The following is a 12,823-nucleotide window of genomic DNA, read 5'->3' on the forward strand; positions in this document are numbered from 1 at the left end:
CGGGCAACCGCTTTGCATAAAGGGTGCGGTTTGTTTGTCTGACGCTGCCATTTGGTGGCTGCGCTCTCCGAACACCAACAATAACAACAACGTCTGGCACGTCGACACCGATGGCTCCAGCAGCCTCAACTGGTGCTACAACTCCTGGGGTGTTCGCCCCGCTCTGATGGAACCGTGTGACGAGTAGGCATAAGCTGAAAGCAGTGCGCCCATCAAAGGAAACCGCATCCTGTCGCTTGCCGATGCAGGCAAGTGATAAATACATCCCGCTGAGGTGGGCCATCCCTGCCGGATGCAGCCCACTACCGTAACGCGAACCAGCGGAGGGTAATTTTGACATACGAAGAACTGTGCAGCTTCGAGGTGCTTTACAAAGCCTACCTTGAAGCCCGGAAGGGAAAGCGCAGTAAAAGCAAAACAATCGAGTACGAGGCGCAGGCGCTGGCCTGTACGGAAAAGCTGTCCCGCAAGCTGGCCGTGCGCAATGTGCGCCAGCCGGGCGGCGACATCCGGCAGCAGATATGCTATGTGCCGAGCAAGTTTGAGGTCTTTGCCGTCTACGAGCCGAAGCGCCGCATGGTACACGCCCCCGCATTTGTGGACAAGGTGGTGCTGCACGCGCTGGTCGATAACATCCTGTATGATGCTCTGACAAAGAGCTTTATCCGGGACAGCCACGCAAGCCAGACCGGCAAAGGCACAGACGACGGCCTGATGCGCCTGAAAACCCACATGGTGGACTATTACCGCCGTGAGGGCCACGGCGCGGACGGCTGGGTGCTGAAAGGCGATGTGCGGCATTTCTTTGCCAGCATCGACCACCGGAAGTTAAAACGCAAGCTCAAGGCCGTGCTGGACAAGCGCGGCGTTGACCTGCGTGTCTATGAGCTGCTTTGCATCTACATCGACGTGATGGAGGACGGCTTGCCGCTGGGCTACCAGACGAGCCAGCTCTTTGCGCTGATGTTTTTGGATGAGTTCGACCACATCATCAAAGAGAAGTACCGCATCAAATACTATGGCCGATACATGGACGATTTCTATATCATCTGTTCGGACAAGCGTAAATTGCAGTGCATTCTCCGGGATGTGCGGGCGCTTATGGACAGTTACGGCCTTGAGCTGAACCAGAAAACCGCCATCTTCCCGCTGCGGAACGGTATAGATTTTCTGGGATTCCATAGCTACCTGACCGACACCGGCGCGGTCATCCAAAAGCTGCGCCGGGATAGCTCCAAGCGGATGAAGAACAAGATCAAGTATTGGGAAACAGCATACCCCGCAGGCGAAGTAACCAAGCAGGAAATCCTGCGGAGCTTTGATGCGTGGGATGCCCATGCCGCCCATGGTGAAACCTACTCTTTACGCCGCAAGTACGCTGACCGGCTCGAAAAATTGCTTGACTGTAAAATCCCTATCCATCGAAAAATCAACTCGAACAAACTCGCGCGTGACAGACGGCGGGCGAGGCAATGCCGCTGCATCTACAAGAAGCAGCACAAAGCCCTGTCCCTCTCTGAATCGCAGAACACGCGGCCTGCGGAGATCATGCCGTGGGCCTGAACGAAAACAAGGAGGTAACAATGGCAAACGTAAAACTGGGCACGAAAGCCGTTGGCAGCATTGTCAAAATCAAAGTCAACGGCGCGTCCAAAGATTTTATTGTTGTGCAGCAGGGCAATCCGAATACCAGCACCTATGATTCGAGTTGCGCCGGAACGTGGCTGTTGATGAAGGACATCTACACAACGTCCACGTTCGGCAACAATAACTCCTACAAGGATTCCAGCATCCACACATACCTGAACGGGACGTTCTACAACCTCATCGACAGCAACATCCGTGCAGCTATTAAGCAGGTGAAAATCCCGTACCAGAACGGCACTGGTTCCGGCGGCAGCCTTGCCACCGGCTCCAACGGCCTGAGCACCAAAGTGTTCCTGCTGTCTGGTTATGAGGTTGGTTGGACGACCAGCGACAACGGCTATTTCCCGAAGGACGGTGTGAGGCTGGCATACTTTGGCAACAGCTCCGGCGGTAACAGCAAGCGTATTGCATACAATGGCAGCGACGCTGCCGTCTGGTGGCTGCGCTCTCCGGTCACCAACAACACCTACGGCGTCTGGTACGTCAATTCGGATGGCTCCTACTACAACTGGTACGACGACTCCTATGGTGTTCGCCCCGCTTTCATTCTTCCCTCTACACTCGTGGTCTCTGACGATGGCACGGTCAGTGTCAACACTGCACCTACCGTCAGCACGGACGGCGCAGCTCTGGGGCAGAAGAACGCGGCCTTTGCGTGGAAGTACACCGTCAGGGATGCCGACGGCGACACCTTGACCGTCACCGAAAAGCTGGACGGCAAGACCACCAAGACCCGCACCGGCGTTGCCAGCGGCACGGCCCTGACCTTTGAGCAGACGGCCAGCGCTGCCGGATTCCAGAAAATCCTGAACGGCAACCACACCATCACCGTTGAGGTGAGCGACGGCAAGGAAACCATCAGCACGTCCGCGACCTTTACCAAGGCCGTCCACGCCGCAAGCGTGACGCTGGCTGAACCGCTGGCCGTTGAGGGCGACATTACCGTTGCCGTGCTTCAGGTGACCGGCTCCATCCCGGATGATGCAAAGTTCAAGGCTGAGGTGACCAACAACGCCAAGGACGCGGCCCCGGTGTGGCAGGATGCCACGACCGAGGTAAAAAAAGGCGTGAACATCGTCTTTGAGAATAAGACCGCCACGGCTGGCGCTGCATTCAATTTCCGCGTCAGCGTGGAGCGCGGCGCAAGCGGCGAGGGCGGCTACATCGAAGCCGTCAGCGGCGCTTTTGAATAAGGAGGTGCAGGACAATGGCACTGAACTGGAAGAAACACGATCTGCCCACGCGGGCACAGAAGGAAGCCAAGGCCAAGGAGCAGGCCGAGAAAGACCGCCTGCCTGACCGCGTGGCCGAGGTCGAGGACGCAATGTGCGAGCAGGACGCGGCCAACGAGGAGCGTCTGACCGCCATCGAAACCGCGCTGTGTGAGCTGGACGCAGCGCTGAACAAGGAATAAGGAGGTATCACCATGAACATTATCTGGGCAAACCGCCTGATTGCAGGCACTAAGACTTGGGCAGAGATGCCCGCATCCCGCCGCGTTGGCGTGAAGAAAGTTCTTGCCGAGCGCGTGGAAAGCGGTGAAATTACCGCCGACGACTACAAGAACATCACGGGCGAAGACTATACGGCCTAAAATTTCGGAGGGCAGCGTGATTTGAGTAATTTACAGATTATCGAAGCCTTAACCGACATTGTGAGCAAGCAGAGCGAGATCATCCGCATCCAGGCGGACGCCTTAGCGCAGGTTGGCGCGGTATGCGCAGAAGAACAGATTGTCAGTGTGGACAGTCAGATCGGCCAGCTTTTGGGCGCGGACGAGCTCCCGTTTCCGCTTTGATGGAAGCAGCAGGAAAGGAGGTGGTAGCCTATGATTGCCGCTTTCTTATAGTGGCGCAAAGTGCAGAAAGAAGGGAACATGAGCACCCAAGACTTACTTGCAGCAGCCGGACTTGTGGCCGCCGGGCTTATGGCGGCCACAAGAATTTTTCAGATTAAAAAAATCGAAATCAACCCATGGAAGACCATCGTGCGGGCCATCGGCCGCGCCCTGACTGCGGAGCTTTCCGAGAAAATGGAGGCCGCGCAAAAAAGCCAGGACCAGAAGTGGGAGGAACTCAAGCACTACCAGGAGGAAACCCGGCGCCTCCTGGACGACCACGTCCGCACAGACGACGAGCGCAACGCGGACCTTTTGCGGAGCCGGATTCTTCGGTTTAACAATGAGCTTGTCCGCGGCATCGAGCACACCCAAGAGGACTTCGACGAGATTTTATGCATCATTGACGATTACAGAACGTATTGCAAGTCGCACGAGGAGTATAAAAACAACAAGTGCACCCATGCTATTGCGAATATTGAGCGTTGCTATGATGAACGCCTGGAAAAGCACGACTTTCTTTAAGGAGGACTCGAAATGATTTATAAGTACCTGGACGCCAGCCGCTACCAGGGGAAAATCGACTGGGACGCGGTGAAGCGCAGCGGGAAAATTGACGGTGCCATCCTGAAAACGGTTTCCACCAACAAGAGCTTCGGCGGCGTCTACATTGACCCCCAGTTTGAGCGCAACTATTCGGAATGCACCCGCCTGGGCATCCCTGTGGGCGCCTATTACTACACCTACGCCCAGAATGAGGCAGCCCGGGCCGTGGAGCTTGTGAAGGTGCGCCAGGCATTGACCGGCAAGACCTTCCAACTCCCCGTTGCCGTCGATGTGGAGGACAACAAGCTGAAACCCATCCCGGCCAAGGAACTTTCCGCCCTTGTGGCGGGCGCTGCTAAACAGATCGAGGCCTGGGGCCTCTATGCCATGGTCTACACCTATACCAGCTACGCAAACACGGAGCTGGACATGGACGCCCTGAAAGCGTTTGACCTGTGGATCGCGGACTACCGCGGCAAGCGGCCCTCCCGCAAGCACGGTATCTGGCAGTATACCAGCGAGGGAACCGTCCCCGGCATCACCGGCGACGTGGACCTGAACCACGCCTATAAAAATTACCCGGCCATCATTCAGAGGGCCGGGCTTTCTTCTATCCGCTAAAATTGAAAGGAGAACACCATGAAAGAGATTCTGACCCAGCTTCTTTTTTCCGTCCTGACCATCTGCACACCCCTGGCAACCGCATACGTTTACAAGGCGGCTGCTGCCATCAACGCCTCCACGGCCGAGAAGATCAAGAACGAGACCATTCAGCGCATTTGCTGCGAGATCACCGACGCCGTGGCGGATGCCGTGGCAGCCATGAACCAGACCTATGTAAACGACCTGAAAAAGACCGGCTCTTTCGATAAGGCCGCCCAGGCCAAGGCATTGAATGGCGCAATTTCCGCCGCAATTAAGAGCCTGAGCAGCGACGCTCTGGACTACATCAAGGGAATTTCCGGCGGCGACACCGTGGGCTATCTGACCACGCGCATCCAGGCCCAGATCGACCGCAACAAGACGGCCAAGGCTGCGCAGCAGTAACGCCACACACAAACCCCACCTAAGAGCATACGAAAGCCCCACTTTCAGCAATACGCTGAAAGTGGGGCTTTTTCTTTTTGCCTAAAAATAATCGTGTTTCGCAAAATTCCCTCTTGACTTATAAACCGAAGCGGTTTATAATAAAGGCGTAGAGAACAGCAGCACACAAGTGGAGGAACGAAAAATGAAGGTTCGGTATACACGGTTCGAGGTTGTGTTCCGGGAAACTACCCTGGTATTCACCGACCGGGACCCGAAGTTTAGAAACCGGCTGGACGTTTACAATTACGTCTGCGCAGAGCGGCTCGGCAAGAAGTACGGGAAGTTCATCCGCATCAATGAATCCACGGTTTGTTACTAAGGAGGGCTAAATTATGATGTTGAGCATGACAGAGACCGATTACGAGAACTGGCGCGACGACCTCCGCTGCGGCGGCCGGGAGGAATACGACGCCCAGTATTCTGCGGCGTCCCTGTACGAAGGCGGTTGGCGGTCCGATGCAATTTCCGACCTGATCGAACAGTTCAACTTGACCGGCGACGAGGCCGAAAGAATTTACAACGAGCTGCTCGAAATCGAGCAGAAAGCCGAAGGCAAGGAGGGCTAAACCATGAAAACCAGTACCTTCAACCGCATTTTTGAGAATGCCCGTTCCGTGAACATCCAGAGCAACGAGTGGTTCAATTACGCAGGATTCTTCTGGATGCAGTGCACCGAAAAGCAGCTGGCAAAAATGCGGATGCTGCTTAAAGCACAGGGCTGCAAGACGACCGTTAAGAACGGCGAAGAATGGTACATTCTGAACAGCGGGACGCTGATTAAGGTACACTGAGGAGGGCGGCGCGATGATCTACACCATGGAAAGGCGGCACTACTTCGGAAGCGGCTCGATGGAATCACGTTGGGAAGTGCACGAGTATTCGCACCGATGCCCGAGCGGCGACCTCCCGGAAGGCAAGCTGGTTTACAGCTGCAAGGCAAAGAAAGAGGCTTCCGCATATTGTAAGGCCCACGGCATCGAGCCGCAGCCGCGTTTTATTGCACCAGAGGAGGACTAAACCATGAAGAACGTTATTTTCACCTACGACACTATCCAGAACGGCGAGCGCGGCGAGGCCTGCGCAATGATCCTGGTGGAGGACGCCCAGGCCTGGGCACTTCAATCTGCCTTTAGTGGAAAGGACAACACCAAGGCAGGGTATTTTCTGAGAGAGCGCGGAATTGGCTTCTGCTGGAGCTGCGAGCACCTCCGTGGTCGCAGTTACGTTGAGAACAGCATTAAGAGCGTGGAAGTGAAGGAGGCGTGAACGATGAAAAAGGAAATGCTGAAACCGTGCCCTTTCTGCGGGCAGGAGCATACGACCATCACTGAATCTAATACTGAGGGCATTCGGATTAGATGTCCGAAATGCAATATCACATTTACCCGCGATTTTTATGAACATCGCGGGGAATTGGGCAGGCAACGAACTATTGAAGCGTGGAATACTCGCCCTGAATAACCCCGCCTGACGATGGCCCGAGGAAAGGGCCGAAACCACCCGGCAGCCAGCCGGGCAAGGTCGCGGGAACCACACCGCAGAGAGGAGCAGCAAATGGACAAGGCAAAATTTTTCAAAATGCAACTGAACAGCGAAATTGTTCTGTGCGAGATGGACGCAGAACGCATGGCCGAAACAATCCGGCGGCTTTCCGCCGGGGACGACCCGACAAACTGGGCCGACGATGTGGCCGTTACCGCTCTTTCACTGGCCCAGACAGCTGGAAGGCTCACTGCACTGCGGAAGGTTGCGCACGATGCCGAAATTTTGATAAAGGAGGAAGAAGCATGAGTACAAAGACGGTTTACAAGACCCTGGCCCCGTTCTTCGATGCGGTGGACGCCAGCGAGGAGAAGGCCTTGAAGTTCAAAGCTGACGGATATATGGACCTGTGCATCGAGGCTCTGGGCTACAATGACCACGAGGGCCGCCCGGTGTATTCCGTGGCCCACTACGGAGAGCAGAATGGTGACCTTATGCGAGATCCGGACGTGACGATGGGAGTTGACCGTGAGGCCGGGACTGTGGAGCCATTGACCTACCAGAACGACTACATCGGCCGTTATTGGGAAGTTTACAAAGACTTCGTGGACGGAAAGCCCACAAAATACTATCCGGCCATGAAAAAGGACCTTGCCGCCATGGTGACGGCCTGGGCGAAGAACATAAAGGCCCAGGGCTTCAACCCTGCGGTTCATGCGTAAAGGAAGCGGGCGCATGATAGGCGATCATTTGAAGCTGGTCGAGAACGTACCGGAAGGAGCGGCCTTCTGCTTTGACGGAAAGACCAAGAAGCAGAAAATCGACCAGAACGACATAATCCGGGAGCTTTTCGACCTGGGCATGGGCGGCAGCTATTATGCCCAGGTGGTGAAGGTGCCGGGAGAGTACCCGGCGGAAGACCTTTCGGCGGTTCTGCTGTACGAGCCGGAGGAGACGGCGAAAATCTTCGCACAGTTGTGCGGCTACACGCTTTTGGACCAAAACGGCCGAGTGATTACAGGCCGAATGCCTGGACGGGAGGAACAGAAATGAAGAAGATCAACGAAAAGCAACTTGACCGAATCCGTGGTGCCTTGTACGGCGTGGCCGTTGGCGACGCCCTGGGCGGCCCCCTGGAATTTATGAGTGACCAGCAGATCCGCGACGCATACGGTCGCGTTACCGACATGATCGGCGGCGGATGGCTGAACTTGAAGCCCGGCGAGGTTACGGACGATACACAGATGACCCTTTGCGTTGCCCGCGGCATCCTGGATGCCCTGGAAGGGGACAACGGCCTGGACCTGGTAGCCTCCGTCGGCCAGCAGTTCATTGCATGGGCTGACAGCAAACCGAAGGACATCGGCGGCGCCTGCTCGCACAGCATTGCCATTGCAAAGGGACTGGGCCGCATTCGCTGGCAGGGCGTTCCGACGGCTGCGGACTGGATGGAGGCCGCGCGACAGACCAGGCGCGACGGCGGCCGCCCTGTGGAAGGCAACGGCGCTCTGATGCGCACCGTATACCCTGGCCTTTACTGCAAGACAAAGGGCGCTGCGGAGATGCAGGCCAGGGCGTTTGCAGAAATGACGCACCGCGGGGACAAGTCCACCGAGGCTTGCGTTTTGTACACGAGAATGGTATATTTATTAACGGAATCGGTTGGTAACTTCCAGGACGGCGACGTGGCGGACTTTCTGCACGAGTGCTTGAAGGGGACGTTTTACGACGGCTCCGTGGAAGCGGCTGCGACGTATGCAGCTGGCGGCTATGTGGTGGACAGCATGAGCACTGCCGTGAGCTGCCTCGCACACGCCCAGACCTTCGAGGAGGCCGTCTGCGCGGCCGCAAACCTGGGTGGTGATACCGACACCAACGCAGCCATTACCGGCGGCCTGGCAGGCGCCTGGTTTGGCTTCTCGGCCGTTCCGGCGCGCTGGGTGGACGCCCTGGCCCCTGGGCTGCGGCAAGATCTGGACATTCTGGCCGCAGCAGCAGAGAGCCACCGCAACAAGTAACAGGAGGAAAAGCAATGCCATACGGAAGGCCTATGAAGGGCGCCAGCCGGAGAGTGCCCACAACGGTACACATCCCCACCGGCACCCTGGACATTATCGATAACTATATTGACGACCGGGAAAAGAATGTTGAAACCGGCCGCATGAGCCGCAGCGACTTCATCAACGAGGCCGTGAACCGCTACCTTGTGGAGCTGGGTTTGGTGGAGCCGGAAAGTAACACCGAAGTAACACCAAAGTAACAGGAGCACCCAGAAGCCAACGAGAACCGAGGAAATACAGGAAATACAAGCATTGGAAAGAATAGAAAATAACCAATGCGAACAGAAGATAACTGCCCACCATAGAGCTCGAGTAAGCTTTCTTGATAAAACTGGATCAGGTAAACTTGTAAGCCCCCTGCCGGTGATGAACCGACAGGGGGCTTTTTATGTGTGTACGGGTAGTTTAACAGAATACTTGATGTTAGCCGCGATTACGACGCATCCAGCAATTCGTCCGGGTAGTTTAACAGAATACTTGATGTTAGCCGCGATTACGACGCATCCAGCAATTCGTCCGGGTCGTCGATGGCTTCTTCGATGGTCTCTTCCTCAGGAGTGGGTTCATCGACATCGGACGGAGCGAACAGGTCACGGATGAAGTCGCGCAGGAGGACGAGACTGTTGTCAAGGTCGGCATCCTCGCTCAGCAGCTGCTGGATCATATCCGGCTTATCGGTGATCAGGTCGTCCACGCCGATGCTCAGCAGTTCGCTGGCATCCTCTTCGCGGTTGACGGTCCATGCGGAGATCGTCTTGCTGCGCTTATGGATCTGCTGCACCATACCGGAGGTGATAAAGGTGGACTGTACGCTGAAGAAATCTGCGGCAGGCAGATCGTAATAACTGCCCACGCCCAGTGCAAGGATATAGCCGGTCCGGATCTCCGGCGCCAGCTCCTTGACCTTGCAGAGGGTCTCATAACTCTGCGAGGTGATGGTGCAGTCCTGCGCAAAGCCTTTTTCGCGGATGATGCGGATGGTTTCCGCTTCCAGCTCCGGGGTGGCGGTATTGGGCTTGATCTCAATGTTCAGCTGGATCTTACCTTTGCACAGGTCCAGCACTTCTTCCAGTGTGGGAACTTTGGCACCAGTGTACTTCTGGCCGAACCAGCGCCCGGCATCCAGCTTACGAACCTCGTTATAGGTCAGGTCGTAGATGTTCTCGTTGCGGCCGGTGCAGCGGCGCAGGCTGGTATCGTGGGTCACCATGACCACGCCGTCCCTGGTCATCTGCACATCCAGCTCGGCCCACTCGCAGCCCTGATCGATGGCCAGCTGGAAAGCGGGCAGGGTGTTTTCCGGTGCGGCAGCGGAGTAGCCGCGGTGCGCGGTGACTACCGGCGCAACGCCGCCCAGCATGGAGAGCAGCTCGTCGTCTCTGGGCAGGGCAAGGTAACAGAATGCCAGCGCAAAGGTGAGCAGAGTAGCACCCGCAACCGATGCACCCAGAAGCAGCCTGCCGGTGGAACGGTGATGCTTTCCGCTCTGGACCGGCTCCGGCTCAGAGGGGAGAGACTCCCGCAGGCGGCAGTGCAGCATGGCGAGGATCGTGCACTGCGCCATGGTGATGGCGCAGTCGATCAGGAACTGGAAGAAAGGCATCTCAATGGCCAGCGCCGCGCGGGACAGTGCAAACATGGCCTGTGTGCTCTGCAGCCCGACCGCGATGATGATGCCGTACAGCGGCACGGCAACCGCTGCCGTCAGCAGCAGGGAACGCAGGACGACCGAGAGGTTCCAGCGCAGCAGCAAAAGAAAAGCACGGAAGACGCGCCTGCGGATGCAGCAAAAGCTTTCCTTTATCGACTGCCACAGGCTTTTGCGCTCCAGCACGAACAGCGGCAGCACCAGCACCCAGCTGACATAGAGGAACAGCAGGGCAGCACCGGCAGCCAGATAGAGCAGGTAATACCGGCTGTTTGCCCGGATGACACCCATGATGTATTCCGGCACGGCAAGCTGCGTGATATAGTTATAGGCGAGGAAAAAATTGGTGAACGGGATCAGCACGGCACTGTAGACCAGAACGAGCCAGTTCTGCGGCAGGAATGCGTGGCGGATATCTGCAAGAGAGGTGCACAGCAGGGCAGGCAGGCGGATCGTTTCGCCCTTGCGGGCAAGATCCAGCCCGTGCAGCAGGACGGAAAACTCATACAGCGCCCAGAACGCGGTCAGGATGGCAATGAGCGTGATGCACAGGATGATCGCGGGGGAGGAAAAGATATCGGAAGCATTGTTGTTGCTCAGGTAGTGCATGGGTGCGAACCGCAGCGTGAGCGACCAGAGCTGCTGCATCAGGGGGACGAACAGTAGGTTCGTTGCAGCCTTATACAGGACGATGACCGCGAGCAGGGGGATCTCGGCGCGGCGGATGATAGCCCGGGCGGAGTGCTTCATGGAGTTGTAGGTTTCGTTGGAGGCGCGGAGTGAAGTGAGCAGATCTTTCAATTTGACATGGCCTTCCTTTTATATTCTGCAAAATGACCCGCCCCGAAGCTTCCCGGCGGGCTGTTCTGCGAAAAAAATTTACAAATTAAATATAGTGTAACATAACTTCTTATAAAATAAAATGCAGCAGGGACAGACAGAATCCACAAAATTGAAAGAGAATTTTTGGCAGCTGAGTGTGCGGCGCAAAATGCCCGCAAAAAGGCGAGAAAGCGGAGAAACGATGAATCGTTAAAAAATTGTAGAACTTTGCCGACAGATGTTGATTCGCATGGACTTTTATAGAATCTCTTGCATTTTTATGGAAAATTCAGTATAATAAAACTAATTTTGAAAGCTCACACAGACAACCAGGAGGTCTTACCATGGCTTCAAAGATCAATAAGGGAGAAATCCTCGCCAAGTTTTTTGATGACGGGGAATACACTGCACTGTTTGCTGACGGTGCAGTGAGCGCTGCCTGCGGCTATGCGGCAGGTCAGCAGGCTTACGCTGTTTACCAGAACGGCGAAGCTGTTACCGTAAAGGATGTTGAAAAGAACATCAAGGTTCTGGAGATGGCAGCTCAGACTGGCTGCCCGGTCGTCACCTTCTATAACTCCGTTGGCGCAAAGCTGGCTGAGGGTCTGGACGTGCTGACTGCCAGCGCAAAGCTGAATACGCAGATCGCAAAGGTTTCCGGCGTGATCCCGCAGGTGGCTGTTGTTCTGGGTGTCTGCGGCGGCACCAGCGCACTGAGCGCTGCCAATGCAGATGTCTGCATCATGGCTGAGGGCGCAGAGCTGTTCTTCACCGCTCCGTTCACCTCTGCTGCCAAGGGCGACAAGGTGGCCGATGCCGGCACCGCAGCCGCCGCTGCAAAGGCTGGCGTGGCCGCCATTGTGGCACCCACTGCTGAGGAAGCTGCCGAGAAGGCTGCTCACATCGTGGGCCTGCTGCCGGCCAACAACCTGACCGGCCCTGCGATCTTTGAGTTCGAGCAGCCCACTGCTGCTCTGGCTGCCGGTGCAGAGCCTGCAAAGGCTGCTGCTGCCGTGGTCGATAAGGACAGCGCTGTGGAGCTGTATGCAGGCTTTGGCAAGTCTGTTTACACCGCATTTGCCACCGTGGGCGGCAACGCCGTGGGCGTTGTGGCCACCGGCAAGACCCTGTGCCACAACTGCGTGGCCAAGGCTTCCCGCTTTGTGCGCCTGTGCGATGCCTTCAGCGTGCCGGTGATCACCATTGTGGATACCGAGGGCTTTGTGCCCAGCGCGACCGATGACATTGCAGGCGGCATCCGTGAGGCTGCCCGTCTGGCTGCTACCTATGCCGACGCTACCACCGCAAAGGTGGCTGTGCTGGCTGGTAAGGCCGTCGGCCCTGTTTACACCGCTCTGGCTGCTGCCGATCTGCGCATTGCCGTGGCTGGCTGCACCGTCAGCGCACTGGAACCCAGCGCAGCGGTCAGCGTCCTGTACAAGGAAGAGATCGATGCTTCCGACAACATCATTGCAGCCACCAACGCAAAGGCTGCTGCTTACACCGCCGAGGTGTGCAGCGCAGCAAATGCAGTTGCCTGCGGCGCTGCGGACCTGACCTGCGATGCAGCCAATGTGCGTGCAAGCGTTGTTGCCGCACTAGAACTGCTGAGCACCAAGCGTGCTGCCCGCCTGCCCAAGAAGCACGGCAACATGGCTCTGTAATCGTCTGTATAAATCTTTTTGATACGAT

At 56.5% G+C, this 12,823-nt stretch carries 22 protein-coding genes; 21 read left to right on the forward strand and 1 reads right to left on the reverse strand.

Features of this window, described 5'->3' with window-relative positions:
* Nucleotides 1-34: 34 nt before the first annotated feature.
* From ACGHP1_RS06130 to ACGHP1_RS06225, 20 genes are all read left to right on the forward strand, one after another.
* A complete protein-coding gene (locus ACGHP1_RS06130) occupies nucleotides 35-187 on the forward strand; it encodes a DUF6273 domain-containing protein (protein WP_390508048.1) in 153 nt (50 codons plus the stop codon).
* Between the two features lie 146 nt (nucleotides 188-333).
* Nucleotides 334-1,563, forward strand: a complete 1,230-nt coding sequence (locus ACGHP1_RS06135) for a reverse transcriptase/maturase family protein (protein WP_390556624.1) — start codon at nucleotides 334-336, stop codon at nucleotides 1,561-1,563.
* A 20-nt stretch (nucleotides 1,564-1,583) separates the two neighbouring features.
* Complete coding sequence (locus tag ACGHP1_RS06140; RefSeq protein WP_390508409.1) at nucleotides 1,584-2,840, forward strand: DUF6273 domain-containing protein; 1,257 nt, start codon at nucleotides 1,584-1,586, stop codon at nucleotides 2,838-2,840.
* 14 nt (nucleotides 2,841-2,854) lie between these two features.
* The gene (locus ACGHP1_RS06145) at nucleotides 2,855-3,061 is read left to right on the forward strand and encodes a hypothetical protein (RefSeq protein WP_390508411.1); all 207 of its coding nucleotides are present in this window, start codon (nucleotides 2,855-2,857) and stop codon (nucleotides 3,059-3,061) included.
* Between the two features lie 12 nt (nucleotides 3,062-3,073).
* A complete protein-coding gene (locus tag ACGHP1_RS06150; RefSeq protein ID WP_390508413.1) occupies nucleotides 3,074-3,241 on the forward strand; it encodes an XkdX family protein in 168 nt (55 codons plus the stop codon).
* Between the two features lie 21 nt (nucleotides 3,242-3,262).
* Nucleotides 3,263-3,445, forward strand: coding sequence for a hypothetical protein (locus tag ACGHP1_RS06155; RefSeq protein ID WP_390508415.1), 183 nt, complete (start codon nucleotides 3,263-3,265; stop codon nucleotides 3,443-3,445).
* A 78-nt stretch (nucleotides 3,446-3,523) separates the two neighbouring features.
* Nucleotides 3,524-4,009: a hypothetical protein gene (locus ACGHP1_RS06160; protein WP_390508418.1), complete on the forward strand. Its 486-nt coding sequence runs from the start codon at nucleotides 3,524-3,526 to the stop codon at nucleotides 4,007-4,009.
* A 12-nt stretch (nucleotides 4,010-4,021) separates the two neighbouring features.
* Nucleotides 4,022-4,651: a GH25 family lysozyme gene (locus ACGHP1_RS06165; protein ID WP_390508420.1), complete on the forward strand. Its 630-nt coding sequence runs from the start codon at nucleotides 4,022-4,024 to the stop codon at nucleotides 4,649-4,651.
* A gap of 18 nt (nucleotides 4,652-4,669) precedes the next feature.
* Nucleotides 4,670-5,077, forward strand: coding sequence for a hypothetical protein (locus ACGHP1_RS06170; protein WP_390508423.1), 408 nt, complete (start codon nucleotides 4,670-4,672; stop codon nucleotides 5,075-5,077).
* Between the two features lie 184 nt (nucleotides 5,078-5,261).
* A complete protein-coding gene (locus tag ACGHP1_RS06175) occupies nucleotides 5,262-5,438 on the forward strand; it encodes a hypothetical protein (protein ID WP_242914671.1) in 177 nt (58 codons plus the stop codon).
* Between the two features lie 13 nt (nucleotides 5,439-5,451).
* Complete coding sequence (locus tag ACGHP1_RS06180) at nucleotides 5,452-5,685, forward strand: hypothetical protein (RefSeq protein ID WP_390508425.1); 234 nt, start codon at nucleotides 5,452-5,454, stop codon at nucleotides 5,683-5,685.
* Between the two features lie 3 nt (nucleotides 5,686-5,688).
* On the forward strand, nucleotides 5,689-5,910 hold the full coding sequence (locus ACGHP1_RS06185; protein ID WP_097777970.1) for a hypothetical protein: 222 nt from the start codon (nucleotides 5,689-5,691) through the stop codon (nucleotides 5,908-5,910).
* 13 nt (nucleotides 5,911-5,923) lie between these two features.
* The gene (locus tag ACGHP1_RS06190) at nucleotides 5,924-6,136 is read left to right on the forward strand and encodes a hypothetical protein (protein ID WP_158389773.1); all 213 of its coding nucleotides are present in this window, start codon (nucleotides 5,924-5,926) and stop codon (nucleotides 6,134-6,136) included.
* A 3-nt stretch (nucleotides 6,137-6,139) separates the two neighbouring features.
* The gene (locus tag ACGHP1_RS06195; RefSeq protein WP_158389771.1) at nucleotides 6,140-6,385 is read left to right on the forward strand and encodes a hypothetical protein; all 246 of its coding nucleotides are present in this window, start codon (nucleotides 6,140-6,142) and stop codon (nucleotides 6,383-6,385) included.
* Between the two features lie 3 nt (nucleotides 6,386-6,388).
* Nucleotides 6,389-6,580 (forward strand): Lar family restriction alleviation protein, encoded by a 192-nt coding sequence (locus tag ACGHP1_RS06200; protein ID WP_390508428.1) that lies wholly within the window; start codon nucleotides 6,389-6,391, stop codon nucleotides 6,578-6,580.
* A 93-nt stretch (nucleotides 6,581-6,673) separates the two neighbouring features.
* Nucleotides 6,674-6,910 (forward strand): hypothetical protein, encoded by a 237-nt coding sequence (locus ACGHP1_RS06205; RefSeq protein WP_390508431.1) that lies wholly within the window; start codon nucleotides 6,674-6,676, stop codon nucleotides 6,908-6,910.
* Nucleotides 6,907-7,323 carry a DUF6908 domain-containing protein gene (locus tag ACGHP1_RS06210; RefSeq protein ID WP_390508433.1) on the forward strand — a complete coding sequence of 139 codons (417 nt, stop codon included), beginning with the start codon at nucleotides 6,907-6,909 and terminating at the stop codon, nucleotides 7,321-7,323. The genes ACGHP1_RS06205 and ACGHP1_RS06210 overlap by 4 nt, the downstream gene beginning before the upstream one ends.
* A 13-nt stretch (nucleotides 7,324-7,336) precedes the next feature.
* Nucleotides 7,337-7,654, forward strand: coding sequence for a hypothetical protein (locus tag ACGHP1_RS06215; RefSeq protein WP_390508436.1), 318 nt, complete (start codon nucleotides 7,337-7,339; stop codon nucleotides 7,652-7,654).
* A complete protein-coding gene (locus ACGHP1_RS06220; RefSeq protein WP_390508438.1) occupies nucleotides 7,651-8,619 on the forward strand; it encodes an ADP-ribosylglycohydrolase family protein in 969 nt (322 codons plus the stop codon). The genes ACGHP1_RS06215 and ACGHP1_RS06220 overlap by 4 nt, the downstream gene beginning before the upstream one ends.
* A gap of 14 nt (nucleotides 8,620-8,633) precedes the next feature.
* Entirely contained in the window at nucleotides 8,634-8,861 is a 228-nt protein-coding gene (locus ACGHP1_RS06225; protein ID WP_143405515.1) for a hypothetical protein, read from the forward strand.
* A 293-nt stretch (nucleotides 8,862-9,154) separates the two neighbouring features.
* Here ACGHP1_RS06225 and ACGHP1_RS06230 read toward each other — a convergent pair whose 3' ends face one another.
* Nucleotides 9,155-11,110, reverse strand: a complete 1,956-nt coding sequence (locus ACGHP1_RS06230) for a glycerophosphodiester phosphodiesterase family protein (RefSeq protein WP_390508441.1) — start codon at nucleotides 11,108-11,110, stop codon at nucleotides 9,155-9,157.
* A 365-nt stretch (nucleotides 11,111-11,475) separates the two neighbouring features.
* Between ACGHP1_RS06230 and ACGHP1_RS06235 the strand changes: the two genes are divergently transcribed.
* Nucleotides 11,476-12,795, forward strand: coding sequence for a carboxyl transferase domain-containing protein (locus ACGHP1_RS06235; RefSeq protein WP_390508444.1), 1,320 nt, complete (start codon nucleotides 11,476-11,478; stop codon nucleotides 12,793-12,795).
* Nucleotides 12,796-12,823 lie beyond the last annotated feature (28 nt).

Source organism: Faecalibacterium sp. i21-0019-B1, from assembly GCF_042852915.1.
GTDB lineage: Bacteria > Bacillota > Clostridia > Oscillospirales > Ruminococcaceae > Faecalibacterium > Faecalibacterium taiwanense.

Excerpts from the sequence above, each read along its gene's own strand:
- ACGHP1_RS06165 (WP_390508420.1), top strand. The coding sequence starts at position 4,022 with ATGATTTATAAGTACCTGGACGCCAGCCGCTACCAGGGGAAAATCGAC.
- ACGHP1_RS06210 (WP_390508433.1), top strand. The coding sequence starts at position 6,907 with ATGAGTACAAAGACGGTTTACAAGACCCTGGCCCCGTTCTTCGATGCG.
- ACGHP1_RS06145 (WP_390508411.1), top strand. The coding sequence starts at position 2,855 with ATGGCACTGAACTGGAAGAAACACGATCTGCCCACGCGGGCACAGAAG.
- ACGHP1_RS06185 (WP_097777970.1), top strand. The coding sequence starts at position 5,689 with ATGAAAACCAGTACCTTCAACCGCATTTTTGAGAATGCCCGTTCCGTG.
- ACGHP1_RS06160 (WP_390508418.1), top strand. The coding sequence starts at position 3,524 with ATGAGCACCCAAGACTTACTTGCAGCAGCCGGACTTGTGGCCGCCGGG.
- ACGHP1_RS06235 (WP_390508444.1), top strand. The coding sequence starts at position 11,476 with ATGGCTTCAAAGATCAATAAGGGAGAAATCCTCGCCAAGTTTTTTGAT.
- ACGHP1_RS06220 (WP_390508438.1), top strand. The coding sequence starts at position 7,651 with ATGAAGAAGATCAACGAAAAGCAACTTGACCGAATCCGTGGTGCCTTG.
- ACGHP1_RS06180 (WP_390508425.1), top strand. The coding sequence starts at position 5,452 with ATGATGTTGAGCATGACAGAGACCGATTACGAGAACTGGCGCGACGAC.
- ACGHP1_RS06200 (WP_390508428.1), top strand. The coding sequence starts at position 6,389 with ATGAAAAAGGAAATGCTGAAACCGTGCCCTTTCTGCGGGCAGGAGCAT.
- ACGHP1_RS06225 (WP_143405515.1), top strand. The coding sequence starts at position 8,634 with ATGCCATACGGAAGGCCTATGAAGGGCGCCAGCCGGAGAGTGCCCACA.
- ACGHP1_RS06195 (WP_158389771.1), top strand. The coding sequence starts at position 6,140 with ATGAAGAACGTTATTTTCACCTACGACACTATCCAGAACGGCGAGCGC.
- ACGHP1_RS06190 (WP_158389773.1), top strand. The coding sequence starts at position 5,924 with ATGATCTACACCATGGAAAGGCGGCACTACTTCGGAAGCGGCTCGATG.
- ACGHP1_RS06150 (WP_390508413.1), top strand. The coding sequence starts at position 3,074 with ATGAACATTATCTGGGCAAACCGCCTGATTGCAGGCACTAAGACTTGG.
- ACGHP1_RS06215 (WP_390508436.1), top strand. The coding sequence starts at position 7,337 with ATGATAGGCGATCATTTGAAGCTGGTCGAGAACGTACCGGAAGGAGCG.
- ACGHP1_RS06140 (WP_390508409.1), top strand. The coding sequence starts at position 1,584 with ATGGCAAACGTAAAACTGGGCACGAAAGCCGTTGGCAGCATTGTCAAA.
- ACGHP1_RS06175 (WP_242914671.1), top strand. The coding sequence starts at position 5,262 with ATGAAGGTTCGGTATACACGGTTCGAGGTTGTGTTCCGGGAAACTACC.
- ACGHP1_RS06205 (WP_390508431.1), top strand. The coding sequence starts at position 6,674 with ATGGACAAGGCAAAATTTTTCAAAATGCAACTGAACAGCGAAATTGTT.
- ACGHP1_RS06170 (WP_390508423.1), top strand. The coding sequence starts at position 4,670 with ATGAAAGAGATTCTGACCCAGCTTCTTTTTTCCGTCCTGACCATCTGC.